Source organism: Rubripirellula tenax, from assembly GCF_007860125.1.
In the GTDB taxonomy this organism is placed as follows: domain Bacteria; phylum Planctomycetota; class Planctomycetia; order Pirellulales; family Pirellulaceae; genus Rubripirellula; species Rubripirellula tenax.
Genome location: NZ_SJPW01000007.1, coordinates 376,223 through 401,877, shown reverse-complemented (window position 1 = coordinate 401,877; position 25,655 = coordinate 376,223). Strand labels below are relative to the sequence as shown.

The window sequence follows — 25,655 nt, the reverse complement described above, 5'->3', positions numbered from 1 at the left end:
GGATGAATTTTTCTATTGAGACGCCGACGGTGACCTAGGGTTTTGCGTACCGTCCCGATGTCTCTGGATATTTCGCAGCTCACGTCATGAATTCATCGCCGATCCCGTGGAAACACGTACGCAACGTTTTGGTCCTGTTCGCACCTCTTTGGGTGGGCGCAGTGCTGGTCTTTGGCGCGATCGGAACGGTATACAGCCTTTTCCGCAGCGACGTCTATTCGGCACGCCAACCGTTGGTCGTTCGCGATGAAGCCACCACGTCAGTGGATCGCTTGGGGCGATTTGCCAGTCAAACGGACTTGAAGGCGGCGCAAGAAACCATTCTCGAGATGACTCAGAACCCCGAAGTCGTTGCCGCCGCACTACGTCAAATCGGTCCACCCTCGAACAAGTCAGCCGAAGGATGGCCGAGTACAACGATCGTTGACGATGTCGCTACCAGCGCCGTCAACCTTGCGGCCCCCAAAGGTTCCGAGTTTGGAAACACGGAAGTCGTTTATCTGCAAGTCAAATCCAGCACGCAACAACGGGCAACCGATTTTTGCCGTGCGATGTATGACAACCTGACCGCACAGTTGCGGAAAGTTCGCCAGGTTCGCGCCGATAGCGTTATCGCCGAACTCAGTCACTCGCGTGACTTGGCTGCCCGAAATCTGGATGCATCTTCGGCGCGCATGCGTGAGATCGAAGTGGAATTCGGGACCGACTTGGGCGACCTGCGGAATCTGAATGATACGATCAGCGGCGATGGAACCAACCGACGGACGCTCGAAGACACCACTCGTGAAGCCCAGGTCGTCGAACTCGAAGTCGAAAAACTGGAATCGTTGAAAGCCGTCTTGGTCCTGGGCGCTGAGGACCCTCAGCAATTATTGGTCAGTGGCAGCGATATGCTCGCCAGCCAGCCGTCGTTGCAGCGGCTGAAAGATGGGCTGATTGATGCCCAATTGGCGGCAAGTCAATTGGCGGGCATCTATACACCCGAAAATCCGAAACGCATGGCTGCGGCTGCGACCGAGTTGGAAATCAAACGGCGCATGCAACAAGAAACGGTTGCCGCGCTGCGAGCGATGGAACCCGCTTTGAAATTGGAACGCGACCGATTGGCTCGATTGCGAGAACGTGAAACGGCATTAAAGCTGCGGCTGGACCACTTGGCAACGATCCGAACGGACTATGCCAAAATCGATGCTGATGTGCAGCATCGCACGGAGATGCTTGGCGAAGCCGAGCGATCATTGGCCGAGGCCAACGCGACTCGATCGGCTGCGCTGTCGACCAACTTGATTGCCGAACTGGGGCCGCCTCAAGCCACAGATAATCCGGTCGGCCCCGGTGGCACCGTGCTGACCGTTGGATCGATGATGGCCGGACTGATCTTCGGCCTCGGCGCGGTCTTTCTGATCGCACCGGGTCCATCGGACATCAACGGAGGCCGTCGATGGAGCGATTACTTGGGTGCAGGACGTCGATCGAGTGACCAAGTCGCTGGTGTGCCAACGGCCGAGAGGCGACGACGGCAAGCTTCGTCGGAATGACCGACGGGCCGGCGTACAAAACCAGCGGTGTTTGAGTGCCCGGATGGATCGGACGTGTTGATCGCGGTTACCGAATCGCGATCGTGATCGATCCACCGACTTCGGGACGCTGAACGGTCGCCTCTTCGTAATCCGGCGGACCGGTCAACCCTCGTGCATTCGATGAGAATCCGTAACGCTCGGTTGGAATCCCCAGGCGATTTCGATCCAAGACACCGTTGTCGTTTTCGTCATGGTAAGCCGCGACCGCAAACTCTTCCGGGATCATTTCGTAACCGACACGAATCCGGCACTCGCCGTCTTTGATCGGCGCGGTCGTTCTTAAAAACGCCCGTTCCACGTCATTGAACGATTCACTGTTTTCATAGAACGCCAAGCGAAACGTGCCTTCGTCATTAGCGGCGCCCATCAGACTGACCGAGATCGCATTGCCATCCACGGGGGTTTCAACGCCGTCGGGGGAATCCGGGATGACGATCGACGCTTCATTGGGAAAACGCGGTGGCACGAAACGATTCTGGATGTAAAGGAGAATCATCGCGCCGCCGATTGTCACCAAAACGGCGAATCCTAACAACAAGTTCCCGTGGTTTTCCTGCCACAAGCTGGGCGGGGCTGACGGTTCATGTGGTTCCATGTCGACCGAGGGCTGTTCCGTCAAAATGATGTCCAAAAACAAAGAGTCGGTGACCGAAGTGGAACCCGCAATGTAATCGAATTCACCTTCGATTTACACGCCCTGGTGTGGGGAGCCAAAATTCCAGTGGTTTGTCGCTCCGTCGATCGTCTCCTCTGGTTGAATGGGAGTAGGCCGCGACGCACGACCGGGTTTGCAAGACTTCTATCAAAGTGACGGGTTCGCAAGTTGAAGCGGTGGTCCTTCGACAAAAATTCTCGGTGATGGCTAGCTCGCTCAGTCGGGCTACATCAGCCGGAGGGTGATGGGCAGTGCGTCTGCGAAGGCGATTGAACGGTCGGGTGAAAGTCCCGATTCGGGGAGGCCGTAACCACCGAGAATCTGAAAGTGACTGCGTTTTCAACAGAAAAGGTGGAGAGCAAGTGGAAGAGTTGGACGAGACTGGGGGGCCGTAATCAAGTGAACTCGTTTCGGCCAAGCCTGTTGGGGGAGCCTGCCAGTACTCTGTCAACATTCAATTGTAGGGTTGGCACTTTCGTGGCGTAGGCTTCCAGCCTGCGATTTCCAGTATCTGCGCATTGGCAGGCGGGATGCCTACCCCACGTTTTAATATTGACAGACCACTCATGCCTCGAGAACGACTTGAAGTTGCTTCGAAAAATGGTAACCCGACGCGTTAGCGAGGGATTTCATGTCGATCCCTCGCTAAGCGGAACCAGAAACACGTTTGCTCTCTCCGTGGCCACTGCCCCGGAAACCAAAATGGGTTGATCGCGTGAGCCAACCGCTTTCTGAAAAGAACTGACGTCAGTCCGACTTTCCGCCAGTCGCGGTTGCCCACTTGGTGATGAAGGCTGCGTCGAAACAATCGCACGTTGACGGAGCCTCGAATTGACGATGCGCCCAAGAGGCAGGTCGAGAGCCCGATTTTCCCAACAAAAACCCCAACCGGGCGGGCCCCGTTTGTTGACGCAGGCGACAGGAAAAATGCTGCCATGGCGCAAATCGTTAGTCCGGTGCCTCGAAATGCCATTGCCTCCGCCTGGGTTACTGAGATGCTGACCTATGTAAAGGCTAGTGCGGCGCCGGTTCCCGTCAACATGGAGTGCTCGTTCGTCGGATTTTTCTCGCCAATGGTGACGGAATCAACTCGTATCAACTGGCCCGATAACCATTTTTTTCTTGTTCTTGGGAGTGTTTGATAATGCGAAACACAAATTCTAGAAGAGGTTTCACGCTTGTGGAGCTTCTCGTCGTGATCGCCATCATTGGGGTGTTGGTCGGGTTGCTGCTACCGGCGGTCCAGGCCGCTCGTGAGGCCGCTCGGCGGATGAGCTGTAGCAACAATTTTAAGCAGCTTGGGCTGGGTATTCACAACTACCATTCGGCGTACAAGCAGCTTCCAACACATGGAACAGGATCACACGACGATCCGATTGCGACGCAGTCTCAGCATTGGCGGTCGACAAATTTTAGCAACCATGAACGCCTCAGTATGCTTGTTCCGATTTTACCGTTCGTTGAACAACAAGCGCTTTGGGAGCAAATCTCCAACCCAAATGCAGAACGATCTGACGGTGACCTGATGGCTGCGATTGGAACGCCCACCGTCCCTTGGAATGCGATGGGCCCCACCCCTGATCAGATTCAATACAAGCCCTGGGTCAATGAGATCCCTACCTTCCGGTGTCCCAGCGATCCAGGAATAGGGTTGCCCGCCTTGGGCCGCACGAACTACGGAGCATGCCTCGGCGATTCGATGTGGCTCGCTCAACAAGGCAGGAAAGATGTACTTCGTAACGAACCAACAAGCGCCACAGCACAGGAAGGTCGTGCCGCCTGTCGTGGTTTCTTCATCACGGCTAACAGGTCAAAGTTTCGTGATACGCTCGATGGCTTGTCGAACACCATTGCGATGGGCGAGATGATCACCGCTTTGCAAGATGGCGACAAGCGTGGGAACGGCGTTGCAACCAACGGAGGAAATTCGGGCCCATTCGGCCATGCGGCATTGCGAAACAACCCCAACCTCTGTACTGACAGTGGCTATATTGATCCTTTGCGACCACAGTTCTACCTCCCCAATTTTCAACAGCAAAACCGGCGCAACTTCGCCCGGGGGCATCGCTGGGCTGACTGCTTGCCAATTATGTCCGCAGTCATGACCATTCTTCCGCCAAACCGTGAAGCATGTGGCCGTTTCAATGCCTTGGGGACAACCCTTGTGGCAACGGTTTCAAGTCGGCACCAAGGTGGTGCTCACATTTTGATGGGTGATGGAGCCGTGAAGTTCATCACGGATTCGATCGAGGCGGGTAACTCAAATGCGGGGATGGTTTGGCATAATGGCACTGGCGTTAGCGCGCCGGGGTCCATGAGCCCGTATGGATTGTGGGGCTCTCTGGGCACCCGAGCTTCCTCGGAAGTCATTGAGGAAGAGCTGTAGTCCGCTGTCCTCTCATTGACCGCCTGCTCTGCCCTGGCAAAGTAGGCGGTCTTTTCACGTTAAAAATTCCAAGAAAGAACAGGAGAGCGAATCGATGAAATCAGCTTACGTATGTCTAGTGGTTTTGTGCGCCATGGTTGCCTTGCCTGGTTGCGATTCCAAGAAGGAAAATGCCGTTATCACAGACGGCCTAACCGCGGACGATTTCGCCAAGTACGAAGCAGATCTGGCCGCTGCAAATGCTGATGGGGCATACGAAGAAGAGGGGGACGGGGAATAATCGCGGTCCCTTGCCCCCAGTGAGCAGAGTTCCAGTGAGCGGCGATCTAAAACGCCGCCGCTGCTGCTTCCTGGGATGCTCCTCAAAACCACCAAGGCGATTGAGCATTCACGACTCCCAAGGAGTCGTCGTCAGTAGCTCGGGGTGAAAGCCCCAAAAATCATGGTGTGACATCAACATTTGCCCCGGAATGCACCGTGCGCCAAAGCGGAAATTTCTCGGCTAGCATTCGACGCTAGAAAAAGGCGACCATATCAGGCGACCAAGCACCGACGGGCTGCCCCGCCACGATACTCTTCGAAAAGTCACTTCGCCTTTCACGCCGATGAGAATGAAGCCGTTGACTGCCGACCAGAGCTACCTGATCGACGCCACTGGCAATGCCGATCCGCGATCGCGTGGCGCCAGCCCGTCGCCGGCCAAGCCTGCGTTGGTGATCGACGGACTGCGAAAGTCGTTCGGGAAATTGGAAGCGATCCGAGGCGTATCGTTTCAGCTGAAATTCGGCGAACGGTTGGCGCTCTTGGGGCCCAACGGGGCCGGTAAGACGACCTTGATCCGCTGTTTGTCGGGACGTACGAAACCGGATGCCGGCAGCATCGAATTGCTTGGCCGCCCCATCCATCAACCCGGTGTCCGTGAATCGCTCGGTTTGGTGCCGCAAGAGATCGCGGTTTACCCCGACTTAACGACACGAGAAAACTTACGTGCGTTCGCCAAGTTCCATGGGCTGCGCCGCGGCGTGCTGATGGATCGAGTCGATTGGGCACTAGCGTGGACGGGACTGGTCGATCGCGCAGACGATCTGGTCGGCGGTTTTTCGGGAGGCATGAAACGCCGCGTGAATTTGGCGTGCGGTGTCATGCATTCGCCCAAAGTCTTGCTGCTGGATGAACCGACCGTCGGCGTCGATCCACAGAGCCGCGAAAAAATATTCACGATGCTCGATCAACTGAACGAATCGGGAACATCGATCTTGTTGACGACGCACCACTTGGACGAAGCCGAACAACGAAGCGACCGAATCGTCATCGTCGACCAAGGCAAAGTTGTTGCCGACGGAACGATCGAAGAATTGGTCAAGCAATCCATCGGAACGTCCCGAATGGTCCGGATCAAGATCGATCGCCCCCTTCAACGGCCGTTGGTCGTCTTGCAAGGTGATCCCGAGGGGATGGTTTCGAACTCTGGTCTTTCGGGTTCACTGGGACATGCAGGCGACGCGATGGTGTCGACGCGAATCGACGATGTTGCCGTTCAGTTGCCCCGACTGTTAGACGCGGTCAAGAAAAACGGTTACGACGTTGTCGACCTGGAAGTCCAGTCGCCGTCGTTGCATCACGTTTTTCTTCATATGACTGGTCACAAATTGAGGGATTGATTCGCTGTGATGATATGGACGGTCATCGAGGTCAGTTTGCGTCGACTGCTGCACAACAAAGTGGAGTTGTTGTTGACGTTCGTCGTTCCGATCGCGTTCTTCAGCATCTTTGCGATGATTTTCGGCGGCGGCATCGGCGGCGGTACCACGCCAAAAATCAAGGTCGTCGCTGTCGACGAGTTTGCGACGCCGGCCAGCCGGGATGTGATCGCATCGCTTCGCGATAGCGTCGGACTGCGATTCATGCGAGACGCGGATGTCGCGATCGATCGACCCACCGCGACCGAGATGGTGCGCCGAGGCTCGGTGACGATGGCGATCGTTTTGCGCGAACGAGACGGCGAGTTGTCGGCAGACTTGCTAGCCGATTCGTCTGATCAAATCGCTTCCCAGGTAGCGACGGCGCTGGTGGCGCGTTCGCTGATGATCGTAAAAGCCGATCAACAAGCGTTCTCGCTCGATACGGCGTCGTTGAACGCGGCGATCTCGAACGAGGTCATGAGCGGCGAGGTCATGGGCGGCGACAATGGGCAACTGGAAGCCGAGGCACCCCAGGTACCCGCGGAATTGGAAACCGAAGTGACGCCTGTGCAAGTTATCGATGTGATCGGCCAAGGAAAAGTGAATCCCGTCATTAGCATGTACGCCGCTGGCATCGCCGTGATGTTCTTGCTGTTTGGTGCGACCGGCGGTGGCGGTTCGTTCTTGGAAGAGCGCGAAAACCAAACGCTCGATCGACTTTTGTCGACACAGTTGTCGATGGACCAGTTGCTGCTTGGCAAGTGGTTTTACATGACTTGCATCGGGACGCTTCAAGTCACGGTGATGTTCGTTTGGGCGCAAGTGGTGTTTGGCGTCGATCTGATGGGACATGTCGACGGGTTCGTGATGATGACGCTGGTTACTGCATCCGCGGCGGCGGCGTTTGGATTGTTTTTGGCAACTCTTTGCAAGACGCGTGGCCAGTTGAACGGATTGTCGGTGATTTTGGTGTTGTCGATGAGCGCGCTGGGCGGATCGATGGTGCCACGTTACGTGATGAGCGATCGGCTGCGCGAGTATGGATTGATCACGTTCAACGCCTGGGCACTGGATGGATACGACAAGGTGTTTTGGCGTGAATTGCCGGTCGCGTCTTTGGCGCCCCAATTGTCGGTCCTTCTGGTCAGCGGCGTCGTGATGCTGGTCGCCGCCCGACTGCTAGCGATTCGATGGGAAGCGGACTGATCAACGGGCTGCGAACTAGGCCGCTTCGCCATCGGCGATTTCGCCGTTCTCGCTGACGTCTTCGAACCGGATCGACACTCGCTTGCTGACGCCGGATTCTTGCATCGTGACACCGTAAAGCGTCGTCGCTGCGGTCATCGTCTTCTTGCTGTGGGTCACGACGACAAACTTGCTTTGGTCCAAGAACTCGCTCAACACCGTTACGAATCGGCCAATGTTGGCTTCGTCGAATGGCGCGTCAACTTCGTCGAGAACACAGAACGGGCTTGGCCGGTATTTGAAAATCGACATCAATAGTGCAACTGCCGTCAGTGCTTTCTCGCCGCCCGACAGCAGCGAGTTGTTGAAACTGGGTTTGCCCGGCGGAGTTGCCACAATCTCAACACCGGCCTCCAGCGGATCGTCACTTTCTTCCAAGATCAAATCGGCGTGACCGCCACCGAAAGACTTGCGATAGAGTTGTTGAAAGTTGATGCGGATCGCTTCCAGCGTGTCCAAGAACAATCGGCGCGAATCGGCGTTGATGCGTCCAATGATTCGCTGCAGTGAATCCTTGGCGGCGGTCAAGTCTTGATATTGCCCGTGCAGTTCGTCATAGCGAGCCTGCAAGCCCTCGAGTTCTTCGAGTGCTTCCATGTTCACGCTGGTGGTCCTTTGCAGCTGTGCCCGCAATTCGCTGATTTCGTTTTCGACCGAGTCGCGATCCTCGATCGCCTGCAAGTCTTCGGGCGACTCGGCAGCGTGCATGTCGATTTCGTAGTCTTCGATCAAACGCTGGGCCAACGCGTCGCGTCGCAGTTTCGCGTTGTCACGACGCGCGGTGATCGAGTGAACCGCTGCGCTGGCCTCGGTCGCATCCTTCATGGCCCTTTCGCTGGCCTTCATGATGTCGCGATTCTCGCGTCGAACTTCGGCGGCGTACTGGGCGAGTTCTTTTAATTGAACGTCGGTCTGTTCGGCATCGACATTCAGTTTCGCAAGTTGGGCCGTCGCATCGAGAACGCGCGTGGTCAGTTCGCCGATTCGACCGCGGCCCGATCGTGCTTGACTGCGGACTTCTTCGACGGCGGCTTCGCGTTGGTGTTGGTCGCGTTGTTGCTGCTGCATCGTCGCCGACAACGCTTCAAACCTTTGTTCGGCACGGGCTAAGTCCACCGAGATCGCCATCACGCCGCTGGTCGCGATTTGCAATGCCGTTTGAGTTTCCGACAGCATCTCGTCGGCTTCGGCGGCTTCGAGTTCGAGCTGTTCGACTTCTTGCCGACCGGTCGTGATCTGAGTCTGAAATTGAGTGTTTTCGAGCGACGCGGCATCGCGTGACTGGGTCAACGATTGGATTTCGCCGGTGATCTCGGCGCAAAGCGTTTGCTGGACCGTCAATCGTTCGTTCCGGTGCCGCAGTTCGGCGTCCGCCGCTGCGCGGTCGGTGATCATGCCTCGGTGGCGTTGTTCGATGCGCCCCAATGTGGCGGCTTCTTCGTCGACGCGTTTCGCCAAGCGAGCGGTTTCGGTCTCGGCCTCTTGCAGTTGAAATTGGTAGTGCTTGATCTCGCCCTGTGCCGATGCCAGCTCGCTGCGACGGCTGACCAAACCTGTTGTCGAAGCAACCGGTCCGACGACGGTGGATCCGTCGTTTTCCAGCAATTCGCCGGCCGACGTTACGAACCGCAAACCCGCACCGCTGAGTTTCCGCAGCCCGTACGCGGTTTCCAGCGTATCGACCAACCACGTGTTGCTAAGCAGGTGACGCACCAGCGGTTCTAGGTCTTCGACGCACTTGACCATCTTGTCGCCGCGGCCGATGACGCCCTTCAGGCCGTCCAAACGAATGCGGTCGCCAGGCCTACGTCCGGGCAATTCGTCCAAGCGAATCAGTCCGACGCGGCTGTTGATTTTCAATGATCCGTCCAGAATCGCTCGCTGCAGTTCGCCACCGCTGGTGATCACGTACTGGCTGCGCTCGCCCAAAGCCGAATCGATCAGCGGGGCAACTTTCAAATCGACTTCGAAGGAATCGGCGACGATACCAAGGATCTTGTCGGATAGCGGCGACGATGATTCGCGAAGCTGCTGCAGGATCGTTTTCACGCCGCCGGAAATGCCTTCCTGGCGTCGTTGCAGGTCGGCCAGCACGCGCTCGCGTTCGCTCAAGCCTTGCAAGCGAATTTTTAGCGCCGCGACTTCTTCGCGTCGGCGTTCCAGCGTTCGCTTGCTCTCTTGCAGCTTCGCATCGGCAAGCTCACTCTCTTTGGTGACTTCGGCAATGCTTAAATTCAGTTTTGTGACGCGATCGGTGGCCGCCTTGGATTCCGAGCGCGCGATGGCAAAGACACTCTCGGCGGCAGCGATGCGTTTCGCCAAGTTGGCAAGGTTGCGGCCGGCTTCGGCGACGCGCTGTTCGGTTCGCTGGCGTTTGCCTTCTAGATCGGCGACGCGGCGAACGGTTGCAAGATGACGATGTTGCAGCGAGTCGCGTTGGCTGCGGACTTCGGCGGCTTCGGCTTGAATCTTGTCGCGTGCGGCTTCGGCGTCGGCGCTGGCTTGGCGGACGTTCGCCAGCTCGGCCTCATAGGTCGCCAATCGGTCAACGGCGTCTCGCAATTCTGCGGCGGCCGATCCGGCTTGTGATTGCAGCAACCGCACTCGACGAAGCGACTTGGCGACCGATTGTCGAAGGTCGACGATCGCAGCCTGGTCGGCATCGCGTCGACCGGCGAACTGTGCAATCTGGTTCAGCCATCCGCCGCGACGTTCTTCGATCAATCGCGCGTCTTCGGCGATCTGTTGCAGTTGCCCGTCGGCGACTTGGCGGGCTTCGCTCATTTTGATGCGAAGCGTTTCCAGTTCCCCCTGTTTGGTGATGGCGGCGGCGAGTTCCGATTCGGAACTGCTCCATTCGGTCGACAGCACGCCCCAGTCCGTCCACGCGACTTGCAACCGAAGTTCCTTCAGTCGCTCGCTGGCTTGGCGGTAACGTTCGGCCTTGCTCGCTTGGCCGCGCAGACTCTTCAGCCGCGAACCGACTTCGTCAACGATGTCGCCCAATCGCGTCAGATTCGTTTGCACTCGCGCAAGCCGACGCTCGGCTTCCACCTTCTTGGCCTTGAACCGGCTGATGCCCGCCGCCTCTTCGAAAATCGCGCGCCGATCCTTGGCGTTCGCGTTGAGCATTTTATCGACCTTGCCTTGCTCGATCAGGCTATAAGCATCGATACCAATGCCCGTGCCGCGAATCAGGTCCTTGACGTCCTTCAGGCGCACGGGTTGGTTGTTGATCAGGTACTCGCCCTCGCCGCTGCGATAAACCCGCCGCGTGACGTGGACTTCCGGTGCATCGATTGGCAGCGCACCGTCGTGGTTGTCAAAGATGATGGTGACTTCGGCCGAACCCGCCGGACCTCGAGTCTGGGATCCCTTGAAGATCACATCCGACATGTCCTTGCCGCGCAGACTTTTAGCACTCTGCGATCCGAGCACCCACTTCATCGCGTCGACAATGTTGGACTTTCCGCTGCCGTTGGGCCCGACGACGACCGTGATCCCGTCAGGAAAATCGAATCGCGTCTTGTCCGCGAAACTCTTGAAACCGGCCAGCTCGAGCGCTTTTAGCATGAGTAGTTCGGAATCAGTTTCTTACGAGCGGAATAACGGGGGGCACGCTAGCGAAGGTTGGCCACGGTGAAAGTCACAAGTCCAGGGTAAATGAAAGCTAGTCTGCGGCCTAGCTCTGTTTTCCATGGTTTTTGCAGGGACTTTCGAGTTCCGCCTGTCCCGTGGCCAACTTGTCGCTTGGCATTGCCACGATGTCGGAAAATAGGGTATTTGCACACGAACGTAGGGATACCCGCTCAAAGATCCGCTCTGGGGTTCGCTCGAGGGTCCGCCAAGGATGGCAAAGCATGAAGCCGACGCAAATCATCAATAAAACCCTCAAAACGGCTGCTGGGCTGCTGCTAGCCGTGTTGATGCTGGGTATTTCGCCATCCTGGGGGGATGGGGTTTCGGCCATCGACGGGGCGATCGAGACGGGTGATCTCGCCCAGGCTGCCCAGATTGCTCGTTCGGTCGACGGTAGCGTGGATCCAGCGACAGATTTGACCATGGTGTTGGCAAGATTGGGGCGAGCCTTTCAAAAAGCCGGTGATATCGAATCGTCGGCCGAGTTCTATTCGCGTGCCGCATTCGCATCGGCCCAGCCGGCGGCGGCTTCTCAAGATCCCGAAAAAATCGTGTTCGTCCGCCTGGCTGCGGCCGGTGCGCTGGCCCAGACGGGGAAGTCGGGCGAATCCATCCGCATTTTGAAGGTGCTGTTGAGTCCGCCATCCGCGGCAACGCCGACTCAGGTGCAATCGGGTGTCTCGATCGCGCTGCAAATCGGCGGTACATCGTTGGCGCGTGGCGATGCCGTCACGGCGGCTGAGGCTTACTCGTTAGCGGCGGCGCATGCCGACGCACACCAGCGTCCGAAGGCGAAGCTGGGTGACGCCTGGGCGACAGCGATTTCGCAAACCCAACCTGTACAAGCTGCTAAAAAACTAGCCGCATTCGTCGACGAGTTTCCCCAACATTCGGATGCACCACGGGCCATGCGTGCGTGTGCTGAGTGTCTGCGGCAAGCCGAACGGCCCAACGATTCGGCCGCAGTGATTGCGGATCTGTTGACGCGTTGGCCCACGTCGGCGACTGCGTCGGAAGTCGTTGCCGGTTACAGCGACGTGGCGTCCGAAATGGTTCCGCCGGCCGTGAAGGACTGGATCATCGGCCGCGCGAAAGGCGGCGAAGTCAAAGACCTGAACGCGAAAGCGACGGAGCTGGGAATCAAGCTTGCCGCCGAAACCGGCGACAGTGATGCGACGAAACATCTGATACGACACTTGGCGGCCATCGACCAGGACGGAAATTCCGTGATGTTGGTTTTGACTTCGATGGTCGATCAAGGAAAACCCGAATTGGCCGAGCAATGGGCGGCAACGCTCATTTCGCCAATGCCGAACGACAAAGTATCGACGGCCGCCCGCGAGGCTGCGTGTCGATGGGCCGGGCGGACCGAGCGATGGTCGATGTTGGCACTAGCATCGGCAAGTGAACTTGAGCGACTCGATCAAGCGTCGGAAAGCCGGTCGGTGGTGGTCGAGCGACTATTCGCCGAGTCGCTGATGCAAACGGGACGCGTCGAAGAAGGTCGCAAGTGGTGGGACCATCTGGTCGACCGCCGCAAATCAACCGACTTTGCAACGCTGCTACGCTGCGCCGAGGCGGAAACGTCCGTCGGTACCGACGTGACGCTGGCGGGTTCGCGAATCTCGCTTGCCCGCGCCGCCGCCACGGGCGATCGGTTCAACGAAACGCTTGTCGACATGTTGGCCGCCGAATTGGCAATCCGAAAAACACGTTTCGATGAAGCTCGTTCGTTGCTTGAAAGCGTGGTCCGGTCGTCCGACATCGACGCCACCGTTCGCGGTCGGGCGCAGTGGTTGATCGGCGAAACGCATTTTTTGCAAACACAATATGCGGCGGCGATTGAAGCCTATCGACGTGTCGAGGGCATCGACGCAAGTGGCGTGTGGGTATCAGCCGCCTTGGTTCAAGCGGGTAAGTCGTTTGAACAATTGGGGCGGACACGCGAGGCCGCGGTTTGTTATGGGAGTCTGATCGGTCGATTCGCCGACAGCCCCCATGCCCAGGTCGCCCGCCGACGGATGGCGGCAATTGATCCGGCGAACTCTCCGTCCAATCCTTCCCTTCGTCGATAAACCAAATGTCTTCATCCACTTATCAACGCCGATTGTTGTCCGGCCGAACCGTCTCGTCACGGCGACATCTTGCTGGTTTGATGTCTCGCGTCTTGCCGGTCTTGGTGCTGGCGTTGGGTTCGCTCTGGTGGATGGTCGCGATGCAGCCTGCGCTGGGGCAATTTCCGTCGAACCAGAACTATGGTCGGACGGGATTCGATCAATCGGGACGCTACCAGAATGTTCCCCAGATCGCACAAAATCCAAACTACCAAAGTCAAAACTCGATTCCAACGATTCCGTCGGCCGCGATGACCAGTCCGATGCCGGGCGATGCACAGCAGCCGATCGAAACCACGGAGTCGAAGTGGAAGGTGCCCGCGTTCGCCCAGAAAGTGATGCAGGGCGGATGGCTGATGGTGCCACTTGGCGTTTGCTCGCTGATCGTTTTCGCGTTGACGATCGAGCGAATGATCGCACTACGCCGCGGCCGAGTGATTCCACGCCCCTTCGTGCGTCGGTTCACCGAATGTGTCGAAGACGGCCAACTCAGCTATGAAGAAGCCACAGAGATTTGTGACGAGTTCGATTGCCCGGTGGCCGAAGTCTTCCAGGCAGCGGTGCGCCGTTGGGGCCGTCCGATGTTCGAAGTCGAACAAGCGGTGATGGACGCGGGCGATCGCGTGTCCGATTCGTTGAAACGTTTCCTAAGAGTCTTTCACGCGATCAGCAACGTGGCGCCGCTGTTGGGTTTGCTCGGAACGGTGCTGGGGATGATCGAAGCATTCGACATGATGAGTAGCCAAGAATCGATCGGGCGTCCGGAAATGTTGGCGTCGGGAATCAGCGTCGCGTTGATCACGACCGCGGGTGGCCTGTCCGTCGCGATCCCGGCGTACTTGGCGTACATGTACTTCAGTAGCAAGTCAGACAGTTATCTGAACGAGATCGACAAGCTCTGCCAGCGCGTCGTCGACTGCATCTCGGCCGAGGGCCTAGAGAATGCGGGCAATGCGAATCGGTCGGCCGGTCGAAAACGACGCGCCGCTTAGATCGCTGCGTATCGCGGCGGCATGCAGGACCGTTCACCCGAAAGAAGACAACCATGGCCAAACGTAACAACTCCGAAGAAGCGACCATCAACTTGACGCCGATGATCGATGTTGTCTTTCTGTTGGTCATTTTTTTCATGGTGGGTAGCAAATTCAGCGAGGCAGAGAGTCGCATCAAAGTCAACGTGCCAAGCGTCGGGCAAATGCAATCGATGGCGCGTGTCCCCGATGAACGTGTCGTCGCAATCGGGATCGATGGAACCGTAACGTTGGATGATTCGCCGATGTCCCTAAGCCAATTGACACAAACACTGCGCCAAGAGCACGCGAATTATCCCGGTTTGAAAGTGGCTGTTCGCGGCGAGGCCCAAGGGTCTCAGCAGCAATTGGTTGACGTTCTGCAAGCGGTCCGGGTCAGCGGCGTGGATCAGATCGGAATTGCGACCAAGAGGATCCAGCGTTGATCCCGCGTGCCGAATTCAACGCTGATCTGTGGGCCGACCCAAGATTGGTCTATACCGTCGCCGCTGCTGCAGTGGCGACGCTGCTGTTCACGATCTGGTTGTTTCGCCGCCGCCGGCGCGGTGGTCGACAAGCCGGTTTGATCTGCTTGGTGCTGTCGATCGTTCTGCATGCCGCGCTGATCTTTTTGGTACCGATGTTGCCGTCGATTTCGGGCGGTTCGTCGACGGCGGATGCGGAAACAGACCAGGAGGCTGGTATCGATGCGATCGAATTTTCAACGTTCGATCCTGATGCCGTCGCCGCAGATGCTTCTGCGGATGACTCCGAATCGATGATCGCTCCGCTGCCGGTTTCCGATTTGGCGGAACTGTTGACCCAGCCCGAGCCGACCCAGCACGAATCCGCCGACGAAGAACCATCAGATGCACCTGAGCTGGCTACGGATACCGCACCGTCGTCGCTGGCCGAAATCACACCGGCCCACACGATGGCAAGGCTGGACACCATTTTTAGCGACGAATTGGATGATGCTTTTGCCGAGCCACCCGCACCTGACAAAGCTGCTGTGACTCGGCCCGTGCACGTCGGCGATGTGGCTGCGAATACGCCGGCGCCGCGCGCGAAGGTGCCTGGCGATATTGAAAACGACTTCGCCAACCGAGTGGGTGCGGCGAAGAATGAGGCGCTGCTGCGTACCGGCGGCGACGCGAACACGGAGGCGGCCGTTGACGCCGCTCTGCGATTTTTAGCGGAAGCCCAGAGGGCCGACGGCGCCTGGGATCCACGTTCGACTGGTGCGGGCATCGAGCGAAAGCCGCTGGGGATGACTCGCGGTGGCGCCGGGGCGAACGCCGAAACGGCGCTGACGGGACTGTCGCTGCTGGCGATCACGGGTGCCGGACATACGCACCAAAAAGGCGCGTATGCGGACAACGCCTATCGTGGCCTCGTCTATCTGATCCAAAATCAAAAACCCGATGGTTCTTTGGCCGGCCGCGCATCGGTCTATGAGTCTACCTATTGCCACGGCATGGCGGCGCTTGCGATGTGCGAGACCGCAGCGATCACTCACGATCCGTCGGCGATCGCGTCGGCAACACGCGCGATCCAATACACACGCTCGATGCAGCATCAGTCGACCGGTGGATGGCGGTACACGGCGGGTGACCCTGGTGACTTGAGTCAATTGGGATGGCAGGCGATGGTATTGGATGCGGGACAGCGGGCCGGAGTTGCCGTCGATCCGCGAAACTTCGCCGGTGTCGAACGATTCTTGCGCAGCGTTCGGGCGGGATCTACCGGCGGACTGGCCGCCTACCGCGCCGGCGAGGCGGCAAGCCGAACGATGACGGCCGAAGCGATGGCGACTCGCTTGTTGATCGGACAACAGATTCCGGCGGCGGAAATCGACGAAGCCGAACGCAGCCTGCTGGGCCAACTGCCCGGCGTCGGTCAAGACAACTACTATTACTGGTACTATACGACGATGGCGCTGCATCAATTGCAGGATCCGGCCTGGGACCGTTGGAACGCGGCGCTGAAGGATCGATTGCTGGCCACCCAGCGAAGCGACGGAAGCTGGCCGTCCGATTCGGTTTGGGGCGGGTACGGTGGTTCCGTTTACACGACCGCGATGGCAACATTGTGTTTGGAAGTCTATTACCGCCACTCGCTTCGCAGCGACGAGCAACGCATCGCCCGACCATCTGACGATTTTTCGAACCGTTGAACCCCCTCGATCCCCTCACCGACTCGATTCACCAAGCCGCCGAAGACGAGGGGTTTGTGTTGTGGGGAGTCGCGCCGGCGATCGATTCGACCGGACACGCCGATCTGGTGCGATGGATTGATGCGGGGTACGCCGGTCAGATGCAGTACTTTGCCGACCGAGTCGATGCTTACCGGCATCCCCGCGGTGTGCTAACGGGAGCAAAGTCGGTCGTCGTCCTGGCGTTTCCATATCCCGCCCGTTCGCATCACGACACGGCGATTGGTCACGGCAAAGTCGCAAGGTACGCGTGGTCCGGCATCGACTATCACGACGTGATCCATCCCAAGCTGAAACGCGTCTGTCGCATCATCAGCGACACGTCGCCCGATGCTAACGCGCGGGGCATCGTCGATACCGCACCACTGATGGAACGCGAAATCGCCCAGCTTGCCGGCCTGGGGTGGCGAGGCAAGAACACCCTGCTGCTGCACCGAACGCGCGGCAGCTATTTCTTTCTGGCGTGTGTGTTGACCGACATCGAATTGCCGTCCTCGCAACCGATGGCGACCGCGCACTGTGGAACCTGTACCGCGTGTTTGCAAGCCTGCCCGACCGATGCCTTCGTTCGTCCCGGTGTGCTCGACGCCAGTCGATGTATTAGCTATCTGACGATCGAGCATCGCGGCGCCATCGACGTCGCGCTCCGACCCGGCATCGGCGAATGGGTATTCGGTTGCGACGTTTGCCAAGAAGTTTGTCCATGGAACCGCAAACCGGCGCGGCGAGACGATCGGCCGGTCCAGCCCATGGAAACGTTGGATCTTGTCGAGTTGTTTTCGTTGACCGATGACCAGTTTCACGCTCGCTATCGCAAGTCGCCGTTGTGGCGAACGCGGCGACGGGGAATGCTGCGAAATGCTGCCATCGTTATCGGGAACCAAAAACATGCAGCTTCGGTTCCCGCATTGTCGACCGGGCTTGCCGATGAAGACCCGGTCGTTCGAGGTGCCGCGGCGTGGGCTTTGGGGCAAATCGGCACGGGCGAAGCGATTGAACATCTGCGTGACCGATTGGCCATGGAAAAGGATCCTGACGTCATCATCGAAGTCACCGCCGCGTTGGCGTGATTTCGTTATCATGGGACCATGTCACGCTACGAAAAGATCAAACGTGTTTTCTCGCGAATCGGCCAACCGGTCGCCCGGTACGACGCGCCGGCGAAACAGCAAGCCGCGCCACGGAATTCGCCGACGATCCAACCGCGTGATCCCGCGGTATTGAGCAAGTTGGCGGGCGAGGTCGCGCTGCGAACGTTTCCTCGTGAGGAAATCGATCGCATGCAGCGTGAGATTCACGAGCAAACGTTAATGCTTTCGCGAACGATCGACCGCCCGAACTTCACCAGCGTCGGGCGTGACGATTTGATGAGGATGATCCGTATGTATGACGACCGTTTTTTCGGCGGACGCATATTGCCCGTCGCGATGGCCGAAGGTTTGACGTTCGGTATCTCGTCCCGAATGACAAGCGTCGCGGGGAAATTGGTGACTCACTATTCGAGTCGGCGTCGGTCGGGGCCGCGTAAGTTTGAACTGGTACTGTCATCAACGTTGTTGTTCCAGACCTTCGAAGACGTTGACCGGCCTGTCGAAGTCACCGGTCGCATGTGCCGTGATCGCTTGGAAGCCATGCAACGAGTGGCCGAACACGAGTTCACGCACTTGATCGAAATGTTGATTTGGAACGACGGAAATTGTAGCGAGTCGCGTTTCCAATCCATCGCAAACCGCTACTTTGCACATACCGATTATCGTCACGCCCTGATCACGCAACGCGAACGCGCGGCGATCAAATTTGATATCCGTGTCGGCGACCAAGTCAAATTTCGCCGCGACGGTCGGGTTGTAACCGGGCGGGTCAATCGGATCACACGCCGGGCAACGATCCTGGTGAATGATCCGAAGGGCGAACCGTTCAACGACGGTAAACGCTACACCCGGTTCTACGTCCCGTTGGAACAACTGACGAAAGTTTCGTAGCTCGTGTCAGCTTGGTGCTCAGTATCCTTGTGCTAGCAAATCGCCTTCGCTACGCGACTGAAACAAACCGCGAGTTCACGACGGTCCTTTTCGCCTTGTCGTCGTTTGGGCTCAACGATACGCTGGTACCCAGAAGCATGAAGTTTCACGGGTGGGTCCAGGAAGGGCGAGAGCATGTTGAAACGACGATCGATTCGAACCAAACTCATTGTTGCGTTGACTTTATTGTCCGCAATTGTCCTGCTGCTGGCATTCAGTGGTTTCTGGGGACTGAACCGCTATCGACGACTGGCCGACGCCGTCAGCCAGCGTGCGATGGAGATTCCTTACGTCAACGATTTGAACCGCTACGCGCTGGCGATGCGGGAAAGCAATTTACGCAGCAGCGAATTACACAGCAGCGAAGGCATGATCCACCAGTTGCCGCTGGGCGATCCGTTGATCAATTTCGAAAAATTCGAAATGGATCAATTCAATCATGCCAGTCTTGAATTTCAACTGATCCTGGATCGATACCAAGCCACTGTCGATTCGCGAACTCAAGAACGTTCCTTGTTGGTGGATAACGAACGACAACACAAGAGTCTCGTGGACGTCCGATCCGCTTACGAGGCGCTCGAGGCTTTTCGTCGTCAACGTACCGCGATCGACGGATACACACACGGCAACCTCGGTGTTTACCTGGACAATCTTGTCGATGAAACGGACAAGCATCTGGCTATGATCCACGGTTCGATGGCCGATGTCAGCGATGATGTGCGTGGTCAGTACCGTACTTGGACAGCGATGGCATGGTTCTGCACGATCACGGCGATCGCAATCATGGCAGTCCTGCTTTGGTCGTTGAATTCGTTGGTCGTCAAACCGTTTCGAACGCTGTTGGATGGTTCTCGATTGGTCGCCGGAGGTCAATTTGATCATCGCATCGATTTGGGCACCGGCGACGAGCTGAGCGAATTGGCGGAAGCGATGAACGAGATGACCGACCGATTCCAAAACGCGTTTGCGACTGTCAATTCCTGGTGCAACAACCTGGACCGCCAAGTCCAAGAACGTACTCGCGAAGTGATCCAAAATGAACAGTTGGCCAGCGTCGGTTTTTTAGCCGCGGGTGTGGCCCACGAAATCAACAATCCGCTGGCGACGATCGCGTGGAGCAGCGAAGCGTTGCAGTCACGCGTCGGCGAATTGGCTGGTGTGGCATCCAACCAACGACTTGTCGACGATGAACTTTTCGATGCGCTGACCACGAACCTGAAACGCATCGAAGACGAGGCCTATCGATGCAAGGGGATCACGGAAAAACTGCTTGATTTCAGTCGCCTGAACGAAGTCCGTCGAGCTCCCACGGACTTGTCCGAACTGGTTCAAGACGTTGTCGCGATGGTGGGCACGGTCGGCAAATTTCGTTGCAAGGCGATCCGCACCAAGATCGACGGCGCCGTGATTGCAGAAGTCAATCCGCAAGAAATTCGCCAAGTCGTTCTGAACTTGGTCACCAATGCATTGGAAAGTGTCGATCACGACGGTGCCGTCGATGTCATTGTGCGAGGCGACGACCAAAAGGCGTCCATCATCGTCGAAGACAACGGTTGCGGAATGAGCCAGGAAGTCATTCAGCATCTGTTCGAACCGTTCTTTACGCGGCGACGCGATGGAACCGGGACGGGGTTGGGTTTGAGTATCACATACCGAATCATCTCGCAGCACGGCGGTTCGCTTGTGCCGTTTAGCGAAGGTGAAGGCTTGGGCTCCCGAATGGAACTGTCCCTGCCCTACCAACCCAGCGACGGCGACATCTCAAGTAGCAGCCGAATTCTGCAAGCCGCCTAGACTCAAAGCGATCATTGGCTCTTTCGTTCAAAAAAAATACCATGACTAAACCAAAACTCGCCAAGCCCGCAGCGATGCATATCCTGTTTGCCGACGACGAAAAGAATTTGCAAGAGCTGATGCGGACCGAACTGCCCCGCATGGGATATTCGGTGACCGTTTGTCCGGATGGTTTGACCGCGGTGGCGGCGCTAGAGAAAGAACCGTTCGACTGTCTTCTTGTCGATCTCGACATGCCCGGTATGAACGGAATCGAGGTGATCGGAAAGGCGCGTGAGTTGCGCCCAGAAATCGAAGCGGTCGTGATGACGGGCAACCCCAGCAAAGAAACCGCGATCGCAGCATTGCGACATCAAGCGTTCGACTACCTGACGAAACCTTGTCGCTTAGCCGACATCGCCGGTCTGCTTGGACGTGTCAACGAGCGGCGGCAAATCAGGAAACAGATGGCTGCGCTGAACCAGCGATTGCGTCATGCCGAAGGTGACTCGCAATTGGTCGGCAGCGGCAATGCGATGGACGCCGTTCGATCGTTGATCGCCAAGGTATCGCCCACGGACAGTTCGGTGTTGATTCGCGGCGAAACGGGGTGCGGGAAAGAGCTCGTCGCCCGCGCCGTCCACAACGCCAGCCTTCGGGCGGATAAACCGTTGGTGCCGGTCAACTGTGGCGCCCTTCCCGAAAATCTAATCGAAAGCGAACTGTTTGGTCATTGTCGTGGCGCCTTCACGGGTGCCGATACGGCGCGGACCGGTTTGTTCGAAGTCGCTGATGGCGGCACGATTTTTCTTGATGAAATCGGTGAGTTGCCGCTATCGATGCAGGCAAAGTTATTGCGAGTGCTGGAGACCGGTGACATCCGTCGTCTCGGTGACAATCAAACCGTTCACGTTGACGTTCGTGTCGTTTGTGCGACTCACCGCGATCTGGAAAAGATGGTCGAAGAGGGAACGTTTCGCGAAGACTTGATGTTCCGAATCAATACGTTTGAGATTCACGTGCCCGCACTGCGCGAACGCACGGAAGATATTCCAGTACTCGCGCGACACCTTCTTCGCCGTCATCGTACCGATGGCTCCGACGATCAGTTGTTCACACCCGAGGCACTGGATCAACTCTTGTCCCATCAATGGCCGGGCAATGTTCGCGAACTGGCCAACGTGATTGAGCACTCGGCGATTCTTTGCGATTCGATGCCGATCGGAGCGGAGGATTTGCCGCGTCATTTCGGAAAACGCCAACTGCGAAAAGAGATCCGTGATTCGGGGCCGATGACACTAAGAGATTTGGAAATGATCGCCATCGATCAAGCGATCCAGCGCAACGATGGTAACAAACCCGCTGCGGCGGAAGAGTTGGGCGTCAGTCTAAAGACGCTCTACAACAAACTGAACGCCGCCGAAGAAAAGAAGCAAGCAGGCTGAGTGCTCTTGCGGCAACCCTACGTGGACCCGCGACTCCGCTCGCGGGATGTCAGCTGCAAAGCAGCTGATGAAACAACGTACACGCTGCGAACGGAGTGTATAGGCCGGAGTCGTAGGGCCACGAAGGGTGTCCCGATGTGGTCCCCGATCTAAGACCGCACTAGTTTGCGAAAAGCTTCGTTTAGTTTGGTGGTGACGGGACCGGGTTTGCCGTCGCCGATCGTTCGGCCGTCCAACTTAACAGCCGCGATCACCTCCGCCGCACTGCCGGTCAAAAAGCATTCGTCAGCAATGAAAATGTCGTGGCGCGTCATCGGGTGTTCCGACGTTTCGATGCCTGCTGCAACGGCCAATTCCAAAACCGCGTTTCGAGTGATGCCTTCTAAGATTCCTGCATCGATCGGCGGCGTCGAAAGCTTGCCATTCTTGACGATGAAAATATTGTCGCCCGTACACTCGGCCACTTCCCCTTTGATGTTCAACATCAACGCTTCGACGCATCCGGCGCGAAGGCCCTCCATCTTGGCCATGATGTTGTTCAAGTAGTTCAGCGACTTGATCCGTGGGCTCAGCGCTGCGGGGTGATTGCGGATCGTCGAAGCCGTCACCAACTCGAGGCCGTTCTGGTACATCTCCGCCGGATAGAGCGAGATTTTGTCAGCGATGATGATGATTTGCGGGTTGCTGCACTTGTACGGGTCCAAGCCCAGCGGGCCGCTGCCGCGGGTAACCACCAAACGAATGTAACCGTCGTCCAGGCCGTTCTTTTTGACGCACTCGTTCACGTCCGCGGCCAGTTCGTCGATTGTCATTCCCATCGGCAAAGCGATTGCCGCAGCCGATTCCCACAGCCGAACCAAGTGCTCGTGCAGGCGAAATACCTTGCCGCTGTAAATGCGAAGCCCTTCAAAGACTCCGTCGCCATACAGAAGACCGTGATCGTAGACGCTGATCTTGGCGTTATCTCGCGAAAAGTACTCACCGTTGATGTAGATCTGTTGGCTCATGAGAAATCTGATTCAGGCAGGGTGATTGAAATGGAAGACAGACGCATCAATCGACTTCGGCGGCCGTCACGGCGCCGACGATCGCTGCATCGAAATAATTGATCGACATGCCGGCATCGACGACGATCGATTGAGCCGTCACGCCACTGCTGCGGGGACTCAATAGGAACACGGCGGTGGAGGCGACTTCATCGGTTTCGACGGCGCGTCCGCGAGGAATGACTTTTTCGGCGTACAGATACGAATCGACATATCCGGGGATTCCCGCCGACGCGCTCGTCTTCAACAAACCCGCCGCAACGCTGTTGAAACGCACTTCGCTAAACCGACTGAATGACTTGGTCAGAAATGCGAGCGATGATTCCAGTGCCGCCTTGATTGGCGCCATGAATCCATAACTTTCGCTTGCCATCCGCGTCGTGCTGATGCCGATGGTCACAACGGAAGCGTCGGGTTCAAAAATGTCTTTCAGTGCATTGCAAATACTGGTCAACGAATATGCCGATATATCCATCGCCTGCAAAAACTGACTTCTTGTTGTTTCGTGGAACGGACGGATCCCTTCTGGATAATCAGCGTAGGCGATCGAGTGAACGAGTCCCGACAAGCGAACTTTGTCGTCGGCAAGCGTTTTGGCAAGCGCGTTGATTTCCGTTTGTCGTTCGACGTCGCAAACGATGGTTCGGCGACCGTTCAGCAACTTTCCAAGGCTCTCGTTGCGAGCTTCACTTCGCACGCTGTAGATCACTTCGGCACCGGACTGTTCCAAGATCTTGGCAATGCGAAAGGCAACGCTCTTTTTGTTGGCGACGCCCATGACCAACACGGTCTTGCCCGATAGACCCAAAAAATCGAAGACGGGTTCACTGTCACTCACGATGTGGGTGCCTCTGGCTTCGGGGAGGGGCTGGACATGCTGCAGCAAAAGTCCAATCGCGTCGCCAACTTGCCGTCGACGGTCAGTTTGCCAGTCATGTAAAAAGCGCTACTCACTTGCTCTTTGAGCGTCGCCTCGATCTCCACGGTGTCGCCCGGGCGAATCATTTTCTTGAACTTGACGGCGTCCATTCGAGTCGCAACGGGGACGGCGTCTGCGGCCATGTCACCCCCGCGACCGGCCAACAGCACGGCGCCGGCCTGCAAGCAGCATTCGCACTGGATCACCCCAGGAACAATGGGCGAGTCAGGAAAATGGCCTTGGAAAAAGAACTCGTCGGCGCGAAACGTTTTTCGACAAACAATCGAAGTCTCCGTTTCTGAGACGATTTCGTCAACCAAAAGCATGGGACCCCGATGAGGGATGCGTTTCTGGATTTCTTGGTCTTTCATGGTGATATAAGACGGCAAATCTGCACCAGAAGTCAAGCGGGTGAGGATCTGATAGGATCGCGTTTCGGCTGCAATCCATTCATCCTTCGACGTCCCATTCGAACATGACGACCTACTACGCCAACGGTAACGAATCCAACTCGCTAACCAGCGACGACCTGCGAGACGCACTCCAGCAGACGCTGGCCGCGATCGGGCCTCGGCAAAAAGTCCTCTTGTTGCCGCCCGACCAAACCCGATTGTTCAGCCGGGCGGGCGAATTGACAGTGCTGTGTCGCGAATTGCTCGGCGATCGAGTCACCGACATCATGCCGGCTCTGGGGACTCACGATGAAATGGAGCCCGAGCAACTCGACCATATGTTCCCCGGTGTGCCGCACCACCTGTTTCGCCCACACCGATGGCGTGATGACGTCGTCACCCTTGGCGAAGTGTCCGCGGAATACGTCAAGAAGGTGACCGGCGGTTTGTACGACCAACCATGGAAGGCACAGGTCAACAAGATGTTGGTCGAGGGTGGGCATGACCTGATTTTCTCGCTCGGCCAAGTTGTGCCGCACGAAGTCATCGGAATGGCAAACTACAACAAGAACATTTTTGTGGGTACCGGCGGCGTTGCCGGAATCAATGAAAGCCACTACTTGAGTGCTGTCTATGGCATCGAGCAAACATTGGGGCAAGCGAACACACCGTTGCGACAAATCCTGAACCACGCTCAAGACGAGTTCTGTAAAGGCATGCCGTTGCTGTACGCGCTTACGGTCATTCAACAAATGCCCGATGGGACGCTTCACACGCGAGGGCTGTACATCGGCGACGATCACGAAACCTTCTTTGCCGCGGCCGAGTTGGCAAGGAAGGTCAATATCACTCACCTGGATCATGCGCCCAAGCATATCGTTGCTTATCTGGATCCGCGCGAGTTCTCCAGCACATGGCTGGGCAACAAGTCCATCTATCGAACCCGCTTGGCCATCGCGACAGGCGGACGCTTGACGGTGCTCGGACCCGCGGTGAAAAAGTTCGGCGAAGACAAGTCGATCGACCTGTTGATCCGCAAGTACGGTTATCGAACCAAGGCGGAAATCATTCAGTTGTTTGCCGAGAACGAAGACTTGCGAGCCAACCCGTCGGCAGCGGCCCACTTGGTTCACGGCTCACACGAAAATCGTTTCGAGGTTGTCTATGCGGCCGGCAAACTCTCGGCCGATGAAATTCGAAGCGTCAATTACACACCGGGCGATGTGAACGAGTTGATGAAGCGGTATGACGTCACGAAATTGAACGATGGATTCCATACCGACATCGACGGGTCCGAGTTTTACTACATCCAAAACCCGGCCCTGGGGCTGTGGCAGGCGCCGCTCTAAGGTGTGTCTAAAATCACGCGGATCGCTCGAAAACTCGATTGAGGCTGCGTTTTGTCCCTTATTGCACTTTGCGGGTAAATTACTTGCCTTCCGTGTGTTTCGGGCCTAGAATGCATTGCACGCGGTGAGAGAGCGATTTCGGCTCGGTTTTCCGCTTCTCTTGCTCGTGTCGCATGCGGCGAAC

Annotated in this window: 19 protein-coding genes; 14 read left to right on the top strand and 5 right to left on the bottom strand. The window is 57.2% G+C overall.

Going from position 1 to position 25,655, the window contains the following annotated elements:
• The first annotated feature begins 86 nt into the window (after positions 1–86).
• The gene (locus Poly51_RS25060) at positions 87–1,538 is read left to right on the top strand and encodes a hypothetical protein (protein ID WP_146461240.1); all 1,452 of its coding nucleotides are present in this window, start codon (positions 87–89) and stop codon (positions 1,536–1,538) included.
• 67 nt (positions 1,539–1,605) lie between these two features.
• Here Poly51_RS25060 and Poly51_RS25055 read toward each other — a convergent pair whose 3' ends face one another.
• Positions 1,606–2,175 (bottom strand): DUF2141 domain-containing protein, encoded by a 570-nt coding sequence (locus tag Poly51_RS25055; RefSeq protein WP_146461237.1) that lies wholly within the window; start codon positions 2,173–2,175, stop codon positions 1,606–1,608.
• 1,204 nt (positions 2,176–3,379) lie between these two features.
• On the opposite strand from Poly51_RS25055, the gene Poly51_RS25050 reads away from it, so the two are divergent.
• The 4 genes from Poly51_RS25050 to Poly51_RS25035 all read left to right on the top strand — a co-directional run bounded on the left by Poly51_RS25050 (position 3,380) and on the right by Poly51_RS25035 (position 7,509).
• Entirely contained in the window at positions 3,380–4,621 is a 1,242-nt protein-coding gene (locus tag Poly51_RS25050) for a DUF1559 domain-containing protein (protein WP_146461235.1), read from the top strand.
• 94 nt (positions 4,622–4,715) lie between these two features.
• Entirely contained in the window at positions 4,716–4,901 is a 186-nt protein-coding gene (locus Poly51_RS25045) for a hypothetical protein (RefSeq protein WP_146461233.1), read from the top strand.
• A gap of 331 nt (positions 4,902–5,232) precedes the next feature.
• Positions 5,233–6,282, top strand: a complete 1,050-nt coding sequence (locus Poly51_RS25040) for an ABC transporter ATP-binding protein (RefSeq protein ID WP_246114751.1) — start codon at positions 5,233–5,235, stop codon at positions 6,280–6,282.
• A 9-nt stretch (positions 6,283–6,291) separates the two neighbouring features.
• Positions 6,292–7,509, top strand: coding sequence for an ABC transporter permease (locus Poly51_RS25035; protein ID WP_146461229.1), 1,218 nt, complete (start codon positions 6,292–6,294; stop codon positions 7,507–7,509).
• A gap of 15 nt (positions 7,510–7,524) precedes the next feature.
• On the opposite strand, the gene smc is transcribed toward Poly51_RS25035, so the two are convergent.
• Positions 7,525–11,121 carry a chromosome segregation protein SMC gene (smc, locus tag Poly51_RS25030; RefSeq protein ID WP_146461227.1) on the bottom strand — a complete coding sequence of 1,199 codons (3,597 nt, stop codon included), beginning with the start codon at positions 11,119–11,121 and terminating at the stop codon, positions 7,525–7,527.
• A gap of 287 nt (positions 11,122–11,408) precedes the next feature.
• On the opposite strand from smc, the gene Poly51_RS25025 reads away from it, so the two are divergent.
• The 8 genes from Poly51_RS25025 (at position 11,409) to Poly51_RS24990 (ending at position 21,765) form a co-directional block, all read left to right on the top strand.
• On the top strand, positions 11,409–13,262 hold the full coding sequence (locus Poly51_RS25025; protein WP_186775793.1) for a tetratricopeptide repeat protein: 1,854 nt from the start codon (positions 11,409–11,411) through the stop codon (positions 13,260–13,262).
• 131 nt (positions 13,263–13,393) lie between these two features.
• Positions 13,394–14,293, top strand: a complete 900-nt coding sequence (locus Poly51_RS25020; RefSeq protein WP_449314221.1) for a MotA/TolQ/ExbB proton channel family protein — start codon at positions 13,394–13,396, stop codon at positions 14,291–14,293.
• Positions 14,294–14,346: 53 nt separating this feature from the next.
• Positions 14,347–14,757, top strand: coding sequence for an ExbD/TolR family protein (locus tag Poly51_RS25015; RefSeq protein ID WP_146461222.1), 411 nt, complete (start codon positions 14,347–14,349; stop codon positions 14,755–14,757).
• Positions 14,754–16,487 (top strand): prenyltransferase/squalene oxidase repeat-containing protein, encoded by a 1,734-nt coding sequence (locus Poly51_RS25010; RefSeq protein ID WP_246114750.1) that lies wholly within the window; start codon positions 14,754–14,756, stop codon positions 16,485–16,487. The genes Poly51_RS25015 and Poly51_RS25010 overlap by 4 nt, the downstream gene beginning before the upstream one ends.
• Positions 16,484–17,596 (top strand): tRNA epoxyqueuosine(34) reductase QueG, encoded by a 1,113-nt coding sequence (queG, locus tag Poly51_RS25005; protein WP_146461220.1) that lies wholly within the window; start codon positions 16,484–16,486, stop codon positions 17,594–17,596. The genes Poly51_RS25010 and queG overlap by 4 nt, the downstream gene beginning before the upstream one ends.
• 18 nt (positions 17,597–17,614) lie before the next feature.
• On the top strand, positions 17,615–18,508 hold the full coding sequence (locus Poly51_RS25000) for a hypothetical protein (protein WP_246114749.1): 894 nt from the start codon (positions 17,615–17,617) through the stop codon (positions 18,506–18,508).
• A 174-nt stretch (positions 18,509–18,682) separates the two neighbouring features.
• Entirely contained in the window at positions 18,683–20,341 is a 1,659-nt protein-coding gene (locus Poly51_RS24995) for a sensor histidine kinase (protein WP_146461218.1), read from the top strand.
• A 74-nt stretch (positions 20,342–20,415) separates the two neighbouring features.
• Positions 20,416–21,765, top strand: coding sequence for a sigma-54-dependent transcriptional regulator (locus Poly51_RS24990; RefSeq protein WP_146461687.1), 1,350 nt, complete (start codon positions 20,416–20,418; stop codon positions 21,763–21,765).
• A 149-nt stretch (positions 21,766–21,914) separates the two neighbouring features.
• On the opposite strand, the gene ilvE is transcribed toward Poly51_RS24990, so the two are convergent.
• The 3 genes from ilvE to Poly51_RS24975 are packed head-to-tail and all read right to left on the bottom strand — an operon-like array spanning position 21,915 to position 24,101.
• Positions 21,915–22,772: a branched-chain-amino-acid transaminase gene (ilvE, locus tag Poly51_RS24985; RefSeq protein WP_146461216.1), complete on the bottom strand. Its 858-nt coding sequence runs from the start codon at positions 22,770–22,772 to the stop codon at positions 21,915–21,917.
• Between the two features lie 46 nt (positions 22,773–22,818).
• Positions 22,819–23,649, bottom strand: coding sequence for an enoyl-ACP reductase FabI (locus Poly51_RS24980; RefSeq protein WP_261344131.1), 831 nt, complete (start codon positions 23,647–23,649; stop codon positions 22,819–22,821).
• Positions 23,646–24,101 carry a 3-hydroxyacyl-ACP dehydratase FabZ family protein gene (locus Poly51_RS24975; protein ID WP_146461214.1) on the bottom strand — a complete coding sequence of 152 codons (456 nt, stop codon included), beginning with the start codon at positions 24,099–24,101 and terminating at the stop codon, positions 23,646–23,648. Before Poly51_RS24975 ends, Poly51_RS24980 begins: the two co-directional genes overlap by 4 nt.
• Positions 24,102–24,205: 104 nt before the next feature.
• On the opposite strand from Poly51_RS24975, the gene Poly51_RS24970 reads away from it, so the two are divergent.
• Positions 24,206–25,471: a lactate racemase domain-containing protein gene (locus Poly51_RS24970; protein WP_146461212.1), complete on the top strand. Its 1,266-nt coding sequence runs from the start codon at positions 24,206–24,208 to the stop codon at positions 25,469–25,471.
• The last annotated feature ends 184 nt before the right edge of the window (positions 25,472–25,655 follow it).